General features: G+C 65.0%; 19 protein-coding genes. 8 read left to right on the forward strand and 11 right to left on the reverse strand.

The genetic code is table 11. The features are described from left to right. Positions 1 to 25: 25 nt before the first annotated feature. A complete protein-coding gene (locus tag CTEST_RS12255) occupies positions 26 to 1453 on the forward strand; it encodes a DUF5129 domain-containing protein (protein WP_047253975.1) in 1428 nt (475 codons plus the stop codon). A 102-nt stretch (positions 1454 to 1555) separates the two neighbouring features. Here CTEST_RS12255 and CTEST_RS12260 read toward each other — a convergent pair whose 3' ends face one another. From CTEST_RS12260 to glf, 5 genes are all read right to left on the reverse strand, one after another. Beyond that, positions 1556 to 2188 (reverse strand): three-helix bundle dimerization domain-containing protein, encoded by a 633-nt coding sequence (locus CTEST_RS12260; protein ID WP_144413287.1) that lies wholly within the window; start codon positions 2186 to 2188, stop codon positions 1556 to 1558. Between the two features lie 198 nt (positions 2189 to 2386). Further along, the gene (locus tag CTEST_RS12265; protein WP_047253976.1) at positions 2387 to 2794 is read right to left on the reverse strand and encodes a VOC family protein; all 408 of its coding nucleotides are present in this window, start codon (positions 2792 to 2794) and stop codon (positions 2387 to 2389) included. Beyond that, on the reverse strand, positions 2791 to 3243 hold the full coding sequence (locus CTEST_RS12270; protein WP_047253977.1) for a phosphatase PAP2 family protein: 453 nt from the start codon (positions 3241 to 3243) through the stop codon (positions 2791 to 2793). The genes CTEST_RS12265 and CTEST_RS12270 overlap by 4 nt, the downstream gene beginning before the upstream one ends. A gap of 20 nt (positions 3244 to 3263) precedes the next feature. Continuing rightward, positions 3264 to 3893 (reverse strand): arsenate-mycothiol transferase ArsC, encoded by a 630-nt coding sequence (locus tag CTEST_RS12275; RefSeq protein WP_047253978.1) that lies wholly within the window; start codon positions 3891 to 3893, stop codon positions 3264 to 3266. Positions 3894 to 3992: 99 nt separating this feature from the next. Continuing rightward, positions 3993 to 5192 (reverse strand): UDP-galactopyranose mutase, encoded by a 1200-nt coding sequence (glf, locus tag CTEST_RS12280; RefSeq protein WP_047253979.1) that lies wholly within the window; start codon positions 5190 to 5192, stop codon positions 3993 to 3995. Between the two features lie 168 nt (positions 5193 to 5360). Between glf and CTEST_RS12285 the strand changes: the two genes are divergently transcribed. Then, positions 5361 to 7445, forward strand: coding sequence for an N-acetylmuramoyl-L-alanine amidase (locus tag CTEST_RS12285; protein WP_047253980.1), 2085 nt, complete (start codon positions 5361 to 5363; stop codon positions 7443 to 7445). Here CTEST_RS12285 and glpK read toward each other — a convergent pair. The 4 genes from glpK to serS are packed head-to-tail and all read right to left on the reverse strand — an operon-like array spanning position 7442 to position 11998. Beyond that, the gene (gene glpK, locus CTEST_RS12290) at positions 7442 to 8956 is read right to left on the reverse strand and encodes a glycerol kinase GlpK (protein WP_047253981.1); all 1515 of its coding nucleotides are present in this window, start codon (positions 8954 to 8956) and stop codon (positions 7442 to 7444) included. The genes CTEST_RS12285 and glpK overlap by 4 nt on opposite strands. Positions 8957 to 8959: 3 nt before the next feature. Continuing rightward, positions 8960 to 9787 carry an HAD family hydrolase gene (locus tag CTEST_RS12295; RefSeq protein WP_047253982.1) on the reverse strand — a complete coding sequence of 276 codons (828 nt, stop codon included), beginning with the start codon at positions 9785 to 9787 and terminating at the stop codon, positions 8960 to 8962. A 7-nt stretch (positions 9788 to 9794) separates the two neighbouring features. Next, entirely contained in the window at positions 9795 to 10736 is a 942-nt protein-coding gene (locus tag CTEST_RS12300) for a lysophospholipid acyltransferase family protein (RefSeq protein ID WP_047253983.1), read from the reverse strand. Between the two features lie 2 nt (positions 10737 to 10738). Continuing rightward, positions 10739 to 11998 carry a serine--tRNA ligase gene (gene serS, locus CTEST_RS12305; protein WP_047253984.1) on the reverse strand — a complete coding sequence of 420 codons (1260 nt, stop codon included), beginning with the start codon at positions 11996 to 11998 and terminating at the stop codon, positions 10739 to 10741. Positions 11999 to 12163: 165 nt separating this feature from the next. On the opposite strand from serS, the gene CTEST_RS12310 reads away from it, so the two are divergent. From CTEST_RS12310 to CTEST_RS12320, 3 genes are all read left to right on the forward strand, one after another. Then, positions 12164 to 12934 (forward strand): GntR family transcriptional regulator, encoded by a 771-nt coding sequence (locus CTEST_RS12310; RefSeq protein WP_047253985.1) that lies wholly within the window; start codon positions 12164 to 12166, stop codon positions 12932 to 12934. Positions 12935 to 12999: 65 nt separating this feature from the next. Next, entirely contained in the window at positions 13000 to 14007 is a 1008-nt protein-coding gene (locus CTEST_RS12315; protein ID WP_047253986.1) for a septum formation family protein, read from the forward strand. Further along, positions 14004 to 14351, forward strand: a complete 348-nt coding sequence (locus CTEST_RS12320; protein WP_047253987.1) for a metallopeptidase family protein — start codon at positions 14004 to 14006, stop codon at positions 14349 to 14351. Before CTEST_RS12315 ends, CTEST_RS12320 begins: the two co-directional genes overlap by 4 nt. A 9-nt stretch (positions 14352 to 14360) precedes the next feature. Here the strand turns inward: CTEST_RS12320 and CTEST_RS12325 are convergent, their stop codons facing one another. Together CTEST_RS12325 and pheA are read right to left on the reverse strand one after the other, a co-directional pair. Then, positions 14361 to 15023: a histidine phosphatase family protein gene (locus CTEST_RS12325; protein WP_047253988.1), complete on the reverse strand. Its 663-nt coding sequence runs from the start codon at positions 15021 to 15023 to the stop codon at positions 14361 to 14363. A gap of 1 nt (position 15024) precedes the next feature. Next, positions 15025 to 15966, reverse strand: coding sequence for a prephenate dehydratase (gene pheA / locus CTEST_RS12330; protein ID WP_047253989.1), 942 nt, complete (start codon positions 15964 to 15966; stop codon positions 15025 to 15027). On the opposite strand from pheA, the gene CTEST_RS12335 reads away from it, so the two are divergent. From CTEST_RS12335 to CTEST_RS12345, 3 genes are read left to right on the forward strand one after another with little or no spacing between them, the layout of a single operon-like run. Continuing rightward, positions 15965 to 17233, forward strand: coding sequence for an amidase (locus CTEST_RS12335; protein WP_236686100.1), 1269 nt, complete (start codon positions 15965 to 15967; stop codon positions 17231 to 17233). The two genes, pheA and CTEST_RS12335, sit on opposite strands and share 2 nt — an antisense overlap. Further along, positions 17230 to 17967, forward strand: a complete 738-nt coding sequence (locus CTEST_RS12340; RefSeq protein WP_047253991.1) for a CPBP family intramembrane glutamic endopeptidase — start codon at positions 17230 to 17232, stop codon at positions 17965 to 17967. Before CTEST_RS12335 ends, CTEST_RS12340 begins: the two co-directional genes overlap by 4 nt. A gap of 17 nt (positions 17968 to 17984) precedes the next feature. Continuing rightward, positions 17985 to 19241 carry an LCP family protein gene (locus CTEST_RS12345; protein WP_083985618.1) on the forward strand — a complete coding sequence of 419 codons (1257 nt, stop codon included), beginning with the start codon at positions 17985 to 17987 and terminating at the stop codon, positions 19239 to 19241.

Below are 19241 nucleotides of genomic sequence, written 5' to 3' on the forward strand. Positions count from 1 at the left end.
ACCGTACCTGCGTACCATCGCGTTCATGAGAAGCCGAATCCTGCTCGTCCTCGTGGCCTTGGGCTTTATCGTGGCTACTTCTCCCCTGCTTATCGACGCCGCCCCGCCCGCCACCGCCCAGTCCACCTCGACGTCCGCACAGGTCGACATCATCGACCTGGCCGGCGAACTCTCCCCCGGCGATGTGGACCTGCTCACCACCCAAACCGCCGACATCACCCTCCCCGCCGAGGTCACCGCGGTGGACTACCTGCTCTTCGCCACCAACGACGAGCTGCTCAATGACACCGTCTTGGACTACGCCAAGCAAGAACGCCCCGACCTCATGTCCGCCGACGGAGCCAAGTGGGCGCCGGGCCACCTCATCGTCGCCGTGGGCCTGGATCCAAAGAAGATGGGCGTGTACTGCGGCGATGACGTATGCGCCGCGATTGGCCTCTACGATTCCGGCCGCCTCGACGGCATCCTCGACCGCATGGAACCCCCGCTCAAGGATGGCAACTGGGCCGCCGGCCTGCTGCAAGGTGCGATCGCGGCGGGTGATCCAACAGCCACCCGCACCAACGACGGTGGCGGCTCGGGCGACAACACGGGCCTCTACCTCGCTGCCGGGCTCACCGGCGTCGGCGGCGTCGCCGCCCTCGGCCTCGGCGGCGCCCTGGTCGCCCGCACCCGCAGGGAGAAAGCCGCGACCGCCCGCTCCCAATTCGATGACCTGCAACGCGACTACGGCCGGGTAGCCCAAGAGCTCCCCGCCATCGACGTCCGCGCCAACTCACTGACCTCACCCCTGGCCAACGATGCCCTGAGGCGCCAGTGGGCAGAAGTCCGCGACGGATTCCTCGCCGTACACTCCGACATGGACTCCCTCGGCGATCTCCGCGCCTCCTCCGATGACAAGCAGTTCCGCTCCCACGCAGCACAGATCTCCAGCGCCCACGAGAAGCTCACCCGCCTGACAATGGCCGAAGAGAACATCGACACACTGGCCAGTATGGAGCACGGCGACGCTTCCGTCCGCCGCCAAGAGTTGAGCACCCTCCACGAGGACATCCTCGAGGCGCTCGCCGCCGAACCCGAGTCCGATCTGGTTCCCCAGCTCGAGGAACTTGGCCGAGATGTCCTTGCGCTGCGCGAGGACCTGGAGGCGCCGAACTTCATGGACCGCTTCGCCGACCTGCTGACCAGGCATCGCGTCCTCGTCGAGGCAGCTACTCAGCGCCTCTACGACGCTTCCGACGTCGAGGCCTCCGACGAACATCACGCTCCGGCCCTGTGGGAGTCTTCGTGGCGGCCGGGGTATGGCTTCCAGGGCTACGTGCCTTTCCTCATCACCAGCTCGTGGCACCACCAGGACGTCCAGGCGCACACTGCCGCCACGTCTTCGTCTTCGGCAACGACCGGCTACTCCAGCTCCGGGTTCTCCGGCGGGGGCGGCTCGCGCGGGTTCTAGGGGTACACAGATTCTCTAGAATGCGTCAGCCCATCGCTCGCGACCTGGTAAAACGTCAGGAGGGCACACGCATTCTAGAGAATTCTTGCACCTGTATTGCGGTTAAGCCGCCAGGGGCTCCGCGTCGTGGGCGAGGGGACGGATGTCGAGGTCCTCGAGGAGGCGACCAACGGCGGCTTCGAGCTCGGAGGCCAGCTGGCGGGCTGTGGTGAGGTCCATGCCGTCGGTGGTGGCGACGTCCCAGTGGACGTAGCGGCGGCCCGGCAGATCAGCGTCCTCGTCCATTCCGAGGTAGACGACCAGGTCGGGGGCGTCGAGGGTGCGGTCGTGGGCGCTCACTGCGGCGCCTGCAAGGCCGCGTTCGGAGATGACCCACTCAATGAGGTTGTCGTCGCGGTTTTCCGGGTGGGTGGCGGCGACGGAAGCGAGAACGCCGTTGCCGCTGAGGCTGCGGGCAAGGCCGGCGGCCAGGACGGCGACGGAGGCGGTGCTGCGGCTAACGAAGAGAATTTTCTTCCGCGGTGTTCCGACATCCCCGTGGGTCCAGGCGTGGTCCTCGATCTGCTCGGCGGCCTCGCGAGCGACGAGGACGGGCAAGAAGTCCGTCACCTTCGCGGTGGAGACGTGGCGGGCGATGATCTCGTCGAGGATGGAGTCAATAACGCGGACGTCGCAGGCGTGTCCGAAACGGGCGTAGAGGTCGCGGCGGACGGGGGCAAAAGAGGTGTTGTTCATGGCGAGTGCTCGCTTTCGTGTGCGGGGGCGGAAGGTTAATTCCTCCACCCCATTTGTTAACCTTTCGTTCACTTTACGTCAGGTTAGGCGAGCACTACAAGCACTTTCCAGCGCTTTCTCCATACAGGAAGCCATCACCGCAGGTCACAGCGGTTCATCTTTTGTTAACTTACGGGCGTGTCGGACCCGAAATCCCGGCTATTCGGCGACGAGGTTGAACATCCACAGCACGCCGAAGCGGTCACGCACTTGGCCGTAGAGGGAGCCCCACACCTGCTTTTCCAGGGGCATGTGGACTTCACCGCCCTCGGCGAGCGCCTCGAACCATTCCAGGGCAGCAGGCGTGGGCTGGTCAGATCCGATGCACAGGCTGCGGGAGGGGTTGCCGTCACCTTCGCCATCCGTGTCATCGCAGTCGGAGGCCATGAAGGTCCAGCCGTCGGCGGTTTCCAGGTGGGCGTGCATGATGCGCTCATCATCGTCCGGGACGCCAAAGTCGGCGCCCGTAGCGATGTCGAGCTTGCCACCGAAGATGGAGTGGTAGAAGGTCATCGCCTCACGGGCAGTGCCGAGGAACTGGAGGTAGGGATTGATCCACGTTGTCATGGTGTGATTCTAGGCCGAAACAATCGCCAGGTGGCGACAGAAACCGCGCTGCCGAGGATCACTCCGCCGAGAAGATCCGTCACCCAATGAACCCCCAGGTAAAGCCGGGTCCAGCAGATGGCAAGGACGCCGAACCACACCAGGGCCGTGGCGAAGCGGTGACACGGCCACCACCACAGGGTGAGCATCATGGCTAAGGCGGCGGCGCCGGTGGCGTGGCCGGAGGGGAAGGCGAAGTTGGTTTCCTCAATGAGGCGGCCGGCGACCGGAGGGCGCTCCCGCCCGATGACCGCTTTGAGCACGTGGCTCAACAGATTCGCGATGAGCACAGCCACCGGAGCGGCCACCCACCACAGCTGGCGGGTGCGCAGGATGCAGACGGCCGCGATGGCGATGGCCAGCAGGGCCATCGCGGTGGGACCGGTGAGGTGACTGAGGAGGGTGAGCACCGCGGACGTCGATTAGCTAGTTACCCAGCGTTGACGTTGGACTTTCCCAGCTCAACGACCAGTTCCCGCACGTGGGATTCAATGTCATCGGCGATGGCGCGGACCTCGTCGAGGGACTTGCCAGCGGGGTCAGCGATGTCCCAGTGCTCGATGCGGTCACCGGGAATGCCGGGGAGTTCATCGACACCCATGAGGACAATGACGCTGGAGCGGTGAACCGTGCGGGGCACGATTTCCTTCTGGTACAGGTGGGCATTGGGGATGCCGCGCTCCTCGAGCACCTCGATGACCTGCGGGTCAATGCCGCCGGTGGGATTGAGGCCAACGGAGCGGACGAAGACACGATCGCCGACTGCCTGGTTCATGATGGCGGAGGCAAGCTGGGAGCGGCCAGCGTTGCGCTCGCACACGAAGAGGACCTCGGGGCGGGCGGTGCCGCTACGACCAGCGGCTTCGGCGCGGGTTTCCAACTCCTCGGAGACTTCGCGCTCGACGATGACGGGCAGGAAAGTGTCGATCTTGGCGCGGGCTTCGGCCTCCGCGATGGTGCGGTCGACGAGGTCATCGATGGTGCCGGCGTAGAAGTACTGCCCGTAGCGGCGGTGCATGTCTTCGCGGACGATGGCATAGCGATCGTTGGTGGTGCCCATGGTGTGTCACGCCTCCCGGGGAGTGCTGTTTCTATGTTGTTAACCTGTTGTTAACTTTAGTGCACCCCGGGGGCTGCGACAAGTCGCGACAGGCAGTTTTTAGTGCCCGCGCTCCTGCTCAAGAGCCACGCCCTCATCAAAGAATGGCACCAGCTTGTTCTCGAACATCGTCAGGGCCGACGCAATGGCCATGTGCATGTCCAAGTACTGATACGTGCCCAGGCGACCGCCGAAGAGCACCCGCTGATCCCGGGCCTCGGCAGCGGCGAGCTCGCGGTAGGCCAGGAGCTTCTCCCGGTCGTCGGGAGTGTTGATGGGGTAGTACGGCTCGTCGCCTTCCTCGGCGAAGCGGGAGTACTCCTTCATGATGACGGTCTTGTCCTTGGGGTACACCCCCTCACGCTCGGGATGGAAGTGACGGAACTCGTGGATGCGGGTGTAGGGAACCTCGGCATCGTTGTAGTTCATCACCGGGGTGCCCTGGAAATCGCCCGTCTCCAGGACCTCGGTCTGGAAATCGAGGGTGCGCCAGCCAAGCTCGCCAGCGGAGTAATCGAAGTAGCGATCGAGCGGACCGGTGTAGATAACCGGCGCCTCCGGCGAGGCCGCGCGCAGCTCTTCCCGGACGGTGAACCAGTCGGTGTCCAACACGACATCGATGAGCTCATGATCCGCCATCCGCTGCAGCCAGGCCGCGTAGCCATCGACGGGCAGACCCTCGTAGGTGTCATTGAAGTAGCGGTTATTAAAGGTGTAGCGCACCGGCAGGCGCGTGATGTTCGCGGCCGGGAGGTTCTTGGGATCGGTCTGCCACTGCTTGGCGGTGTAATCACGGATGAACGCCTCGTAGAGGGGGCGGCCGATGAGCGAGATCGCCTTCTCCTCCAGGTTGGTGGCATCGGCAGAATCGATCTCGGCGGCCTGCTCCTTGATCAGCTCCCGCGCCTCATCGGGCGAGTAGTAACGGTCGAAGAACTGGTTAATCAGACCCAGGCCCATGGGGAATTGGTAGGCGGTGCCGTCGTGCATGGCGAACACGCGGTGCTGGTAGCCCGTAAATTCCGTGAACTGGTTGACGTAGTCCCACACCTTCTTATTAGAGGTATGGAACAGGTGCGCGCCGTACTTGTGGATCTCAATGCCGGTGTCCGGCTCGGCCTCCGAGTAGGCGTTGCCACCGAGGTGCTCGCGGCGCTCGACGATGAGCACGCGCTTGCCCAGCTGAGTCGCCGCCCTTTCGGCCACGGTGAGGCCGAACAGGCCCGAGCCAACAACGATGAGGTCATAGGTTTCCGTCATGGAAGTCAGGCTAATCGACGCCCGCCTGCCCCGCGCAATGCGACACCGTCCAGGTCGCCGTGCGGCGACACTCCAGTCACATTGGTACCAATTGCCCCTACTATGTACTAGAGTTTACTAGCGACCCATCATGTAACACCTGTATCAGCAATCCTAGGGAGCCCCACCGTGCAGCAACGACGCCGAATCGCCACGTCCCGGCAAGCCAGCGTCAATCCGACGCTGGCTATCGTCCTGTCCCTCGCACTGGTCGTATCCGCCGCCTTCGGCGGCAACCAGATCCTCAAGACCCAAGAGGCAGGCGGCAACCCCATCGACGCCACCACGGCCACGGACTCCTTTGCCTCCGGCGCCAACGTGGTCGTCGAGGACGCCGCGATCTCCGCCCAATCAGGTGAACCCGGACCGCGCACCGTCAAGGAATTCGCCCGCGACGACCAGTTCTCCATGTTCGCCGTCACCTGGGAAGGCGACCGCGACATCGCCGCCTTCATCCGCGCCGAAAACGCCGACGGCTCCTGGAGCCCCTGGTACAGCGCCGAACCCATCGGCCTCGAAGACGGCAGCACCGCCAATGGCACCGACCTCATCTACGTCGAGCCGACCAACAAGGTCCAGGTCTCCGTCGCGGGTGTTGACATCATCGGCGACCAAACCGTCGACGTCACCGTGCCGGGCGAAGGCAACGCCGAACAGGCCGAAGCCGCTGCTCCGGCACCGGCACCCGAGTCGGCCCCCGAGTCGGCTCCTCAACCTGCACCCGCTCCCGCTGCTGCTCAGGTCGCTGCCACAGACAACAACAACGCCCCGGGCCTCGCCCCGCTGCCCACCAACTACGGCGACATCAAGCCCGTCGCTGATGTAGCCGGCCAAGACGACCTGAGCGTGGTGTTCATCGACGGTAACGCCGAGGAGGGCGGTATCGCCCTCGCGACCAACTCGACGACTTACGGCATGCCCAATGTCGTCAGCCGCGCTGGCTGGGGCGCTAACGAGAGCGTCCGGTGCAGCTCCCCGTCCTACGACAGCTTCACCCAGGCTGTCGCCGTCCACCACACCGCCGGATCGAACAATTACACCCAGGCACAAGCGGCGGGCATGATGCGCGGCATGTACGAGTACCACGCCAAGACTCTCGGCTGGTGCGACCTCGGATACAACGCCGTTGTGGACAAGTTCGGCACGATCTACGAAGGCCGCGCCGGTGGCCTGGACAAGTCCGTGCAGGGCGCTCACGTCGGTGGATACAACCACAACACCTTCGGCATCTCCATGATCGGTAACTACGACACCGCCGTGCCGTCCACCGCCCTCATCAACTCAGTGGGCGAGATGATCGGCTGGAAGGCCGCCGTCTCCGGTTTCAGCCCGATGGGAAGCAAGTCCTACACCCCGCGAGCCTTCTCCGGTAACAAGTACCCCGCCGGCAGGCCCATGACCCTGCCCAACGTGTTCGCGCACCGCGATGCGCAGGCCAATGCCTGCCCGGGCCAGTACGGCTACGCCCAAATGGGCAACATCCGCAGCATCGCGGAGAAGAAGTACCAGGAGATCAAGGGCGGAACAGCCAGCACTGGTTCCAACCCGATCATCACCAACCCGACGGTTCCGGGCAATCCCGTGGTTACTAACCCGAACCGTCCCGCCCCGCAGACCCTGCCTGCCCAGTTGAGCAGCGCCATCAACGGTGACACCGCTGCCATCTCCGGCATCGTGGGTACCCTCGCCGCCATCGCCATCGGCGCGGCTGTCGCCAACGGCTCCCTGCCCGGTGGAGTGAACAAGGTCGGCGATGTCGAGGTCATCCAGGGCCTCAAGATCGCAGACCTCAAGCCTTTCGCCGATACCGCCATCTCCCTGTCGGGCAACTCCGACATCGAGACCACGTGGAACCGCATTTCCACCACACTCGGCCCGGTGCTGGGCGCCTCCCGCGGCGGCATCAGCAACACCGGGGCCACCACCGGCATCTCGGCTATCGACGGCCTCCTGCAAGGCGCCGGCGGCGGCACCGGCAGCACCGACTACGCCGTATTCGACAACGGCATCATCCTCAACAACCAAGAGGTGGGCACCAAGGCCATCTGGGGAGTCATCGCCGATACGTGGGCTGGCCAGGGCTTCGACCTCGGCCCGCTCGGCCTGCCCACCAGCGAAGAATACGCCTCCGGCAACACCCTCCGGGTCGATTTCCAGGGCGGTTACATCACCTACGATCCCGCCACCGGCGCAGTCGATGTCAAGCTGACTTAGGCCCAGTCGACGGATCGATCAACGGCCTTGTTCCACAAGGCCACCAGTTGCTCCCGCTCCTGTGTCCCCCACGTCGGGGACCAGGAGCGATCTTGTTTTTGCAGCGACCTGACGTGGTCCAGCGAGCTCCAAAAACCGGCGCCGATGCCCGCAGCGTAGGCGGCACCCATGACGGTCGTCTCGATGTTGGCCGGCCGCACGACGCTCGATCCCAGGATGTCGGCCTGCAGTTGCATGAGAAGGTCGTTGGCCACCATCCCGCCGTCGACCCGCAGCTCATTGAGTGAGAGCCCCGAGTCCGCCACCATTGCTTCCACTACTTCTTTGGTTTGCAGGGCGGTGGCTTCGAGTGCCGCGCGGGCGATGTGGCGGCGGTCGGCGAAGCGGGTGAGGCCGACGATGACCCCGCGGGCGTCGGGGCGCCACCGCGGAGCGAACAACCCCGAGAAGGCCGGAACGATGACCACCCCGCCGTTGTCGTCCACCTGGGCGGCCAGCGTTTCGATCTCTTGGGCCGAGCGGATGATGCGCAGCTGATCGCGCAACCACTGGACCAGCGAACCGCCGACCGCGACGGATCCTTCCAAGGCGTAGACCGGCTTCTCACCCTCGATTTCGTACAGGACGGTGCTCAGCAGGCCGTGCTGGCTGATCATCGGCTCCAAGCCGGTGTTGAGCAGGAGGAACAGGCCGGTGCCGTAGGTGTTTTTCGCATCGCCTTCCGTGAAGCAGCCCTGCCCAAACATGGCGGATTGCTGGTCCCCGAGGATGCCGGTGATAGGGACCGCGCGCAGGGTGCCGCGGCGGCGGACCTGGCCGAAACGTCCCACCGATGGGCGGATCTCGGGGAGCATGCGGAGGGGAACGCCGACGGCGGCGCACAAATCGGGGTCCCATTGCCTCGTCCGCAAGTCCATGAGCAGGGTGCGGGAGGCATTGGTCACATCCGTGGCGTGCACCGCGGGCTGGCCCTCATCGCCGCGCGCGCCACCGGTGAGGTTCCACAGCAGCCACGTGTCCATCGTCCCGGCGAGCAACTCCCCCGCCTCAGCGCGTTGGCGCGCGCCCTCGACATGGTCGAGGATCCAGGCGATCTTTGGCCCCGCCGAGTAGGAATTGGCCAGCAGGCCCGTGCGTTCGAGCCAGCGCCGCGGGTCATCCCCCGCAATGCTCTCGGTGCGGGTGTCTTGCCACACGATGGCGTTGTAGATCGGCCGCCCCGTCGCTTTGTCCCACACCACCGTGGTTTCCCGCTGGTTGGTCACGCCGAGGGCGGCGAAGTTCTCCGGCGAGGTATCGATGCTGACCATCGCCTCAGAGACCGCGAGGCGGGTATTGGACCAGATTTCCATCGGGTCGTGCTCGACCCAGCCCTGCTGGGGCATGATTTGTTCATGCTCGAACTGAGCGGAGGAGACGACGTCACCTGCCTGGTTGACGATGACACAGCGTGTCGATGTCGTCCCCTGGTCAATGGCGACAACGTACGGCTTGTCCGGTGTTGCGTTCACGATTCAGAACCAGCGCTCGAGGACCTGTGCCAGGCCTTCTTCATTGTTGGTTGCCGTGACAAAGTCGGCGGCGTCCTTCACTGAATCGCGGGCATTGCCCATGGCTACCCCGAGTCCGGCCCATTGGAGCATCTCAATGTCATTGGGCATATCGCCCAGGCAGAGGACCTCGGATTGATCGACTCCGTGGAGCTCGGCGAGCGTGGATACCCCGAGGGCCTTGGTGACGCCGGGGGCGGCGACCTCCAGCAACCCGTCATTCATGGAATACGTGACGTGGGCGAGCAGGGGATCAATGAAGGGGAAAATCCGCTCGAACATCTCCGGCGCGGTGAGACCTTCGTGGCGCAGGATCATCTTCGCAGCCGGCTGGGAGATGACCTCGTGTTCGGGCAGCACGCCGAAGCCCTGCTCCTCCCAGGTTTGGAGGAATCCGGGAGAGATAACAAACATCTCTTCTTCGGGGTCGAAGGCGGATTGGCCGACCCGCTCACACCCGACGGCGACCCCGCCGACGTCGAAAAACGCTTCCTGCGCAGATTCCAGAACCTGACCCATGGTCTCCGGGTCGAGGACGTGAGAGCGCAGCACCCGGTCGGTAGCCGAGTCATAGAGGACCGCCCCGTTGGAGGTCACACACACCGGGCGCACCGTCAATTGATCCAGCACCGGGAAAATCCAGCGGTGCGGGCGGCCGGTGGCGAGGGCGACTTCGGTTCCCGCGTTGACTGCCCGGACAATGACATCACGCACCCGGGGGGTAACCCGGTCCTGGGAGTTGAGCAATGTTCCATCGACATCGCTGGCGACCAGTTTGGGTGCGTGATCCATAATCGTGTTATCGCTTCCTGAGCAGGTTTTTAAGGCGAGCGCTGAAGGTGCGGGCGTTGCCGAGGGCGGCGTCCGCGCGCTTGTTCAACCGCTCCGAGACTTTGGCTTCCTTGCGTTCCTTCCGCGCTGCACGCTCCTCGGCGTCGAGACGCGCGGCGTCGATAAGCGTCGGTGCGCTGCCACCCTCATCGGAAGGAATCCACGGCTCCCCGGACGGGAACGGACCGTAGGTCCGGGTGTAGTCATCGCGGACCACGTCCAGCAGCTCACTCATGACTGACTTGAGGCGCTCGGTGGCAACATCCGGATCCCCCGACGTAGCCACCGGCTCCCCGACGCGGATGAAGATCGGCGTGTTGCTCCGGCCGAGGTGCTTGGGCAGATCCTTCGTCCACACGCGCTGCGAACCCCAGATGACGACGGGCAACAGCGGGGCATCGGCCTCATCGGCAATGCGGACGGCACCGTTTTTGAAGTCCTTGAGCTGAAAGGCCCGCGAAATCGTCGCCTCCGGGAAAATACCCACGAGCTGACCACGGCGGAGCCGCTCAACTGCCTCGGTGCGGGAGGTCCCACCGGCGGCACGATCAACCGGGAGGTGATCCATCGAGCGCATGAGCTTGCCAATGACCGGGACCTTGAACACTTCCTGCTTCGACATGAACCGAACCAACCGGTGGCCACGCAGGAAGGCGGGAATGCCCGCGAAGATGAAGTCATAGAAACCGGTGTGGTTGATAGCCAGCAAAGCAGGCCCGGTGGTGGGAATGTTCTCCGCCCCGAACACCGTGATGGTCAGGCCCTGCGCCGACATGATGCGGCGCAGCAGGGGAATCATCACTCGGTTATAGGGGGCTTCCTTCGCCTCCTGCGGGTGGTCCGGCACGGTGGGCAGACCACGCGGGACATAGAAGCCGCTGCGGCGTTCAAATCGTTTGTTTCCGCTCATGACTACCTTTTCGGTTCGATGACGTCCTTGCCCACGAACGGGCGCAACGCCTCGGGGACGACGACGGAGCCGTCAGCCTGCTGATTGTTCTCCAGAATGGCGACGAGCCACCGAGTAGTGGCGAGGGTTCCATTGAGCGTGGCCACGACCTGCGCCTTGCCGTTTTCATCCCGGAAGCGGGTCTGCAACCGACGGCCCTGGAACGTCGTGCAGTTAGACGTAGAGGTGAGCTCACGGTAGGTCTCCTGGGTGGGCACCCAGCCTTCCGTATCGAATTTGCGGGCGGCCGAAGCACCGAGATCGCCACCGGCGATGTCAATAACGCGGTAGGGAACCTGCATGTCAGCGAGCATCTCCCGCTCCATGGCGAGCAGGGCCTGGTGCTGTGCTTCCGCTTCCTCGGGCTTGCAGTAGACAAACATTTCCACCTTGTCGAACTGGTGGACACGAATGATGCCGCGGGTGTCCTTGCCATAAGAACCGGCCTCCCGGCGGAAGCACGAGGACCAACCGGCGTACTTGAGCGGGCCGTTGCTCAGATCGATGATCTCGTCCTTGTGGTAGCCAGCCAGGGCCACCTCAGAGGTGCCGACGAGGTAGAGATCGTCGCGCTCGAGGTAGTAGATCTCCTCCGAGTGGTCACCCAGGAACCCGGTTCCCTGCATGATTTCTGGGCGCACGAGCACCGGGGGGATCATGAGCTGGAACCCAGCCGCGCGGGCTTTTTGGGCGGCCAGGAGCATCATGCCCAGCTGCAGGAAGGCGCCGTCGCCGGTGAGGTAATAGAAGCGGGAGCCGCCGACCTTAGTACCGCGCTCCATATCAATCAGCCCGAGGCTGGTGCCCAGTTCTAAGTGATCCTTAGGCTCGAAATCGAAGGTGGTGGGCTGGCCGACGGTGTCGAGGACGACGAAATCATCCTCGCCGCCAGCTGGAGCGCCAGCGACGACGTTGGACAGCCGCATTTGAATGTCATTGACCTTCTCCTCGGCCGACTTCTGAGCCTCCTCAGCTTCCTTTACCTTGGCCTTCAGCTCGTTGGACCCCTGCAGCAGCGCGGGGCGATCCTCCGGCGCAGCCTGGCCGATCTTCTTGCCAAAGGACTTCTGCTCGGAGCGAAGGCCATCGGCGGCCTGGATGGCCTCGCGGCGAATTTCGTCCGCAGCCAGCAATTCGTCGACCAGCCCGGGATCCTCGCCGCGGGTGACCTGAGACGCGCGGACAACATCGGGATTCTCACGAAGGAATTTGAGATCAATCACGCTCCCGAGCCTACCGCGCGCTGGGGCCATCGGGAGAAGGCAGCCGCCGGGTCTGCGTCCCTCTCATCTTATTTTGAGCTAAAACCCACTCTCATTCATATGATGTACATAGTTTCCGGGGTCCCAAATGAACACTGGTCATAACCACTCCTCTAGAATAGGACTATGCCAACTTCTTCTCGGAAGTCACCTCCGCCCGAGCTCCCGAACCGAATCATCGTCGATGGACCGATTCCCAAGCACGCTCAGCTCAGGTCGATTTTGGAAGAAATGTGCACCACACAGCTGCGCCCCGGCGACATCCTGCCCGGCGAGCGCGCACTAGAAGAGGCCTACGGAGTTTCCCGGATTACTGTCCGCCGGGCCATCGGCGACCTCGTCGCGTCGAATCGCCTGCGTCGCGTCCGCGGGCGCGGCACCTTCGTCGCGCCCAGCCCCCTGGTGTCCAGGCTCCACTTGGCTTCGTTCAGCTCCGAGATGAAATCCCAGAACGTCGTTGCCTCATCGAAGATCCTCATGGCCGGGCGGGCCTGCGCCCCGCCCGACGTCGCCAGCTTCTTCGGGGTCAGCCCGAGCCTGCTGCACACGCACCTGCGCCGCCTCCGGTTGGGCGACGGCGAGCCTTATTCCATTGATGATGGTTGGTACAACGCCGCCTACGTACCCAATTTATTGGAAAACGATGTCTACAACTCCGTCTATGCCATCGTGGAACGGGACTACGACCTGCCCATCACGGAGGCGGACCAGATCGTCACCGCGATCGAAGCCGACGACCACCAGGCCGAGCTCCTCGAAGTTCCTCCGGGTACCGCGCTGCTCCACATCGTGCGCTTTTCCCGCTCCAATTCCTTGCCCATCGAGTGGTGTTCCTCGGTGTACCGCACTGACCGCTACCGGTTGAATACCCGGGTTGTGCGGGCGGAAGGCCTCTGAAATTCTCCTTAAGATCGCGTGGCGCGTTGGTATCGTCAACTCCAACTGGGCACAATGGGAGAATTATGAACCTGCGATCCGCTCGATCAGCGATAGCCGTGCGCACCGGCCTCGTGGCAACGTTGTGCGCCGCCACGGCGATCGGCACCTACGGCTACTTCACGGGCCACCCGGTCGGCGGCGATGCCACGCACGGCAGTGGCGTGTCCGCGTCCGCCGACGAGCCCGCCTCCTTCACCACGGCCGATGTCGGCGCCTGCTTGACGTGGAACGTCGCCGAGTCGGGCGAGGTCACCAACTTCGAACAGACCCCGTGCGAGAGCGAGCACCGTTTTGAGGTCTCTGCCCGGGAGAACCTGGGCACCTACCCCTCGTCTGAATTCGGCGATGAGGCCCCTCGCCCGGACCTCACCCGCCAAGCCCAGCTGCGCGAGGAGTTGTGCCAGGCCCCGACGTTGCGGTTCCTCAATGGCCGCTTTGACCCGGTGGGTCGCTACTCCATCGCCCCGATCCTGCCCCCGGCCGCCGCCTGGGAAGCCGGCGATCGGACCATGCTGTGCGGGCTGCAGTCCACGGATTCCTCCGGCATGCCCATGCTCACCGTCGGCAGTGCCACCACCCAGGATCAAGCGCGCGTATCCAAGCCCGGGGAGTGCGTGTTCGTAGATAATTCCGCATCGCTGCGGACAGTGAATTGCTCCGAGGACCACAACCTCGAAGTGACCCAGGTGGTTGATCTCAGCTCGCAGTTCCCGGAGGGCGTTCCCTCCGTAGAAGACCAGGACCGCTACCTCTCCGGCGTGTGCACCCAAGCCGCGATGGACTATCTGGGCGGGGAGGAACAGCTCTACCAATCCACCCTGCAGCCGTATTGGGGAACCCTGGAGCAGGCCTCGTGGATCGGCGGCTCCCGCTCGGTGAACTGCGCGCTCACCTTCGCCCGCGAGGATGGAGCGTTTGCCACCGTCACCGGTTCCGCCAAGGATGGCCGCGACGCTCTGAGGGTTGATGGCCAGACCCCGGCCGCCCCGCCGGAGCGTGACCCCCTCCGAGAGTCCGCCGCAACCCCGTGATCGAGGTCTCCGATTCCGTCTTCGAGGAGATGGTCAACGACGCCATTGACCTCATCCCCGAGGAATTCGCCCGCCACCTGGGCAACGTTGTCTTCCTGGTCCAAGAGTTCAACGAGGCCAACCCGGGCATCCTCGGGCTCTATGAGGGCGTGATGCTCACCGAGCGCACCTTTGATCACACCGGGTTCCTGCCCGACACGATCTCCATCTACAAAGGCGCGCTTCAGCAATTCTGCGACACCGAGGAGCAGCTAGCGGAGGAGATCAAAGTGACCGTCTTCCACGAGGTCGGGCACTACTTCGGGCTGGAAGAACACGAGCTGCACGAACTCGGTTGGGGCTAGCCCACCATCTCAGCCCGGCAGATCCCCATCCGCCCAACGCAGGATCTCCCACTGCCCGAATTCTTTGCCCACCGGGTCGAGCACGATGAAGCGGCAATTGCCTAGGTAGCCGGCGAAAGCGTAGTCGGGGTCGACCCCGGTGGCATGGGTGGCCACGGTCCGCAGCGCCGCCCCGTGGCTGACCACGAGGACATCGCCCTCCTGACCGTCAGCGAGGTTTTCTGCCACGAGGTTTTCCAGGACCGGCCGGAACCTGCCCACCACGTCAACGAAGGTCTCGCCGCCGGGGGTGGCGGCGAGCTCGTCCCCGGCCAGCCATCCCCGCAGGGCCTGGAAGTAGTGCAGGTGGGACTTTTCGTCGCTGAGCAGCTCGAGGTCCCCTGCGAAGACTTCATGGATCCCTGGGACGACGTCGATGCGTTGGCTGTTTTCGGGGAGGCCGGAGGCCTCCTCGTAGGCCCGGACGGCGAGGACTGCGGTCTGTTGGGCGCGCAGGGCGACGGAGGAAGCGACCGTCGATAAGCGACTGTAGGTGGCTAGTTCGAGGCCGACTTCGCGCGCTTGGGCGCGACCATTGGCTGTGAGTTCGGCGCCGGGCGGGCGGGTATCCAGGCGGCGATTGACGTTGCTGTGGGTCTGGCCGTGGCGCAGGAGGATGAGGCGTCCGGCCATGTCAGATGCCCTCCCGGCCTTCGCGCGCCGCCAGCACCCAATCCGTTGCCAGCTGCAGGCGGGTGAGGTTGGTTTCTAGTTCCTCCAGGCGACCCTCCTCCCGCGGGATCGGCCACGACCCGAGATAGGTGATGTCGTCGGCGCGCAGCCAGAGGGCGCGGAGGGCCTCGGCGAGCGGCGCATCATCAATATGCCCGTTGAGGTCGACATAGAAGTGGTAGGTGCCGAACTCCTGGCGCGTGGGCCGCGACTCGATGCGGCTCATGTCCACACCTCGCAAGGAGAATTCCGTGAGCGCGCCGACGAGCGTGCCGGGCTCGTTGGGGAGGGTGAACACGACCGTCGTGGAATCGTTCCCGGTGCGCGGCGTGGGGACGCCGCGGGGGCCGACGACGACGAAGCGCGTCCGAGCCCCGGCCAGGTCAGCGACGTTATCCGCCACCACGTCCAGCCCGAACAGGGCGGCGGCACGGTCAGGGGCAGCGGCGGCATCAGCTCTGCCCTCCGCGACGGCCTCCGCGGCGGCCGCATTGGACGAGGCCGGGACAAACTTCGCCTCCGGAATGTTCTCCGCCAGCCATTTGCGCACCTGCTGATGAGCGACGGGATGGGTGGCAAAGGTCCGCACGTCCGACAACGCCATGCCGGGGCGCACCATGATGGAAAAGGCGATCTCCAGCTCCAACTCCCGGTAAATCTGCACTCCGCCATCATCAACGAGGGCATCGAACGTCGAGGTCACCGACCCATCCACGGAGTTTTCAATGGCCACGCACGCGAAGCTCGCGGCCCCCGTTCGCACCGCATCGAGCGCCTCCCGCGGCGAACTCACCGGCAGTTGGACGATCTCCGCCTCCCCAAAGGCACCCGCCTCGGCGAAGCGCAGGAGCGCCGCCTCCGTAAAAGTTCCGGCGGGTCCGAGGAAAGCGACAGTGGTGGTCATGACTGACAGCCTATCCAGTCGTAATGTGGTCGGCATGGTTTCCTCCGTCCGCGCGACTGTCGCCGCACTTCGTCGTGGTGAGCTCACCGCCACCTCCCAGGTGGAGGAGTTGGCGCGCCGCCTGGACGGCCTCACCCCTGCGGAACATGGCCTCAGTCATCTCGACCTCGATGCCGCCTATTCGGCGGCCATGCTTATCGACGCCGTCCCTCCCGCCCACCGCAGCCGCCTCCACGGTGTGCTCATGCCCATCAAAGATCTGTCCAACGTGGCCGGGATGCCCACCACCTCCGGGTCGGCCCGGCGCGCCCGGCTGGCCCACCACAACGACGTTGTGGTGGAGGAGTTGTTGGCCGAGGGGGTGATTATCCCGGGCAAGTCGGCTGCCGCGGAGCTGGGGTTGACCATTTACACCGAGCCGCCGGGGCTGGCTTTCCCCGATAATCCGCTGTGGCCCGGGCGCACCCCCGCTGGATCATCCGGTGGGGCGGCGGTGCTGGTGGCGCGCGGTATTCTTCCCGCCGCCCATGCGTCGGATGGGGGCGGCTCGATCCGCGTTCCGGCGGCCGCCTGCGGGGTCGTCGGGTTTAAGCCCTCCGCCCCGCAGCTGGCCGCCCAGGGGTTTATCACGCGCACCGTCGATGATGCAGCGTTTCTGCACGGTCATCCCGTGGGCGTGGGTCCCCGCCGGCGGATCGGGGTCTTAGCCGAGCCGTTGTTCGCCGAGGCAGAGGTGGATGACCTCATGCTGGCGGCGTTGACCTCAGCTGCGTCCGTGTTGGCGTCGGCGGGGCACGAGGTCGTGGCGGTGGACCCGTATCCGCAGGCGGCGGAGACCTTCGCGGCCTTCCGCACGATCTTTACCGCCAAGCTCGTCGGGCTGCGCGGCCCCACCGAGGGCATCGTGGCGTGGCTGCGCGCCCACGGTCGCGCGGTCACCCGATCCCAGTTCGCCGAGGCCACGGCTCACGCGGCGGCATTGCCATCACTACTTGCTGTGAACTGGGGCGTCGACGCGATCGTTACCCCCATGACCACCACGGCCGCTCCCCCACCCATCGGCTACTTCACCGACCTGGAGCCCGAGGAGAATTTTCTCGCCCAGACCCGCTGGTCGCCGTGGGGCTCGCTGTTCAACATGTCCGGGCGCGGGGCGATCTCGGTGCCGTGGACCGTGGCAGGCGGACCGCCGGTGGGCGTGCACCTCGGGTCGATCACCCTCGATGATGCCTCCCTACTGCAGCTGGCCGGGGAGCTGGAGCGATGACTACGCCACGCCTGCAGCGGGTGCGCCTGGAAATCCTGCTCGTCCTGGCCATCACCTTTGGCATCTCGGGTCTGCGGGCTTCGCTCCGGCTTATCGATGCCCTCCTCGACCCCACTCCCCTCAACGAGCAGCAGGTCACGCTCAACACCACCATGTCCTCGTCGGCGTGGATCGACCTGGCTCTGCAATTGTGCTCGGCCGGGGTCCTCGTCGCCTACGGTTGCCTCGCCTTGTTCCTCCTCGCCGCTGATCGGATCACGCTCCATCCCCCGCGCTGGAGCGACGTGGCTTGGGGCGCTGGTTTGGCGGCGATCATTGGGCTCCCCGGCCTGGTTTTTTACGCCTCCGCGGTCCACCTCGGCCTCTCCCGGGAAGTGATCCCCACCACGTTGACGCACCCGTGGACGGAAGTGCCCGTGCAGTTGCTCTGGTCCGGGGCGAATGCCTTCGGCGAGGAAATCGTCGTCGTCTTCTACCTGCTCACCCGGTTGCGTGGTCTCGGCTGGGGTATGCCCGCCGCGCTGGCTACCTCGAGTGTGCTGCGGGGCAGCTACCACCTCTACCAGGGGGTATCCGCCGGCTTCGGCAATATCCTCATGGGCCTGCTCTACGGGTGGTTCTATTGGCGCACCGGCCGCGTGTGGCCTTTGGTCATTGCTCACTTCCTCATCGATGCCTTCGCCTTCGTCGGCTACTCCCTCCTGGCCGGCAACCTCTCATTTCTGGGACTGTGACAGGTAACCTCTAATCCATGGATGAACGGGACTACCGAGACGACCGCAGGCCACCCCGCCCGCGATCTACCGACCCACGCGATTCGGGCGACATCGTCCGTGGGCGCGACGGCCGTCCCCTCGTCGATCGTTTCGGCCGCCCCGTTCGCCGCCGCCCGGAAGCTCGGCCGGAGGCGCGGAGCACCCCGCAGCGTCGCCCGCGTCGCGACGCCCCGCCTCCCGCTGCCGAGCCGACCCGCTTCGAGGCTCCTCGGCAGTACATTCCCCCGCGCGAGGTTCCCCGTAGGCCCCAACCTGCGCAATCAGGGCAGCCAGTGCCGCGATCCATTCGCCCCCAACCGGCCGCAGCACCCCGTAAGCGTCGACGGGCTCCCCGGCCGGGTGGTTACCTCCGCTCGCTCGGCGGGCTACTCGCGGTGGTGTTGGTCCTCGGCATATCGATGCTCTTCTGGGTGGATTCCAAGCTCACCCGCGTCGAGGCGACTCCTTCCCCGCAGGTGGCCAACACCGCCGGAACGAACTGGCTGCTCGTGGGTTCCGATTCCCGTCAGGGCATGAGCGAGGAGGACGTCGCCCGGCTGGGTACCGGCGGTGACATTGGCATCGGCCGCACGGACACGATCATGCTGCTGCACATCCCCAATGGTGGTCAGGCGCGGCTTGTGTCCCTGCCCCGCGACAGCTACGTTTCCATCCCCGGATACGGCGAGGACAAGATCAACGCCGCCTTCACCTACGGTGGGCCAACCTTGCTGGCGTCCACGGTCGAACAGGCTACTGGCCTGCGAATTGACCACTACGCAGAGATCGGCATGGGCGGGCTGGCCAACGTCGTGGACGCCATCGGCGGGGTCGAGCTCTGCCCCACCGAGCCCATCAATGATCCACTGGCCAACCTCAACATCGTCGCGGGTTGCCAAGAGATGGACGGGCCCTCCGCCTTGGGTTATGTGCGCACTCGCGCCACCGCCATGGGTGACCTCGACCGGGTGGATCGCCAGCGGGAGTTCTTCGGGGCGCTCATGTCCGAGGCCACCCGCCCGTCGACGTTGCTCAATCCCTTCGACTTCTTCCCGCTCGTGTCCAACACGGCCAACTCCTTCACCGTGGGCAAGGGCGACCATGCGTGGCACTTGGCGCGGATGGCGCTGGCCATGCGCGGCGGCGTCACCACGGAGACCGTTCCCGTCGGCGGGTTCGCCGACTACGCCGTGGGCAACGTGGTGCTGTGGGATCAGGCCGGCGCGCAGGCGCTGTGGAGCTCGATGAAGTAG

The organism is Corynebacterium testudinoris, assembly GCF_001021045.1.
GTDB classification, from domain to species: domain Bacteria; phylum Actinomycetota; class Actinomycetes; order Mycobacteriales; family Mycobacteriaceae; genus Corynebacterium; species Corynebacterium testudinoris.

Excerpts from the sequence above, each read along its gene's own strand:
- CTEST_RS12255 (WP_047253975.1), top strand. The coding sequence starts at position 26 with ATGAGAAGCCGAATCCTGCTCGTCCTCGTGGCCTTGGGCTTTATCGTG.
- CTEST_RS12260 (WP_144413287.1), bottom strand. The coding sequence starts at position 2,188 with ATGAACAACACCTCTTTTGCCCCCGTCCGCCGCGACCTCTACGCCCGT.
- CTEST_RS12265 (WP_047253976.1), bottom strand. The coding sequence starts at position 2,794 with ATGACAACGTGGATCAATCCCTACCTCCAGTTCCTCGGCACTGCCCGT.
- CTEST_RS12275 (WP_047253978.1), bottom strand. The coding sequence starts at position 3,893 with ATGGGCACCACCAACGATCGCTATGCCATCGTCCGCGAAGACATGCAC.
- glf (WP_047253979.1), bottom strand. The coding sequence starts at position 5,192 with ATGACGGAAACCTATGACCTCATCGTTGTTGGCTCGGGCCTGTTCGGC.
- CTEST_RS12295 (WP_047253982.1), bottom strand. The coding sequence starts at position 9,787 with ATGGATCACGCACCCAAACTGGTCGCCAGCGATGTCGATGGAACATTG.
- CTEST_RS12300 (WP_047253983.1), bottom strand. The coding sequence starts at position 10,736 with ATGAGCGGAAACAAACGATTTGAACGCCGCAGCGGCTTCTATGTCCCG.
- CTEST_RS12310 (WP_047253985.1), top strand. The coding sequence starts at position 12,164 with ATGCCAACTTCTTCTCGGAAGTCACCTCCGCCCGAGCTCCCGAACCGA.
- CTEST_RS12315 (WP_047253986.1), top strand. The coding sequence starts at position 13,000 with ATGAACCTGCGATCCGCTCGATCAGCGATAGCCGTGCGCACCGGCCTC.
- CTEST_RS12325 (WP_047253988.1), bottom strand. The coding sequence starts at position 15,023 with ATGGCCGGACGCCTCATCCTCCTGCGCCACGGCCAGACCCACAGCAAC.
- CTEST_RS12335 (WP_236686100.1), top strand. The coding sequence starts at position 15,965 with ATGACTGACAGCCTATCCAGTCGTAATGTGGTCGGCATGGTTTCCTCC.
- pheA (WP_047253989.1), bottom strand. The coding sequence starts at position 15,966 with ATGACCACCACTGTCGCTTTCCTCGGACCCGCCGGAACTTTTACGGAG.
- CTEST_RS12340 (WP_047253991.1), top strand. The coding sequence starts at position 17,230 with ATGACTACGCCACGCCTGCAGCGGGTGCGCCTGGAAATCCTGCTCGTC.
- CTEST_RS12345 (WP_083985618.1), top strand. The coding sequence starts at position 17,985 with ATGGATGAACGGGACTACCGAGACGACCGCAGGCCACCCCGCCCGCGA.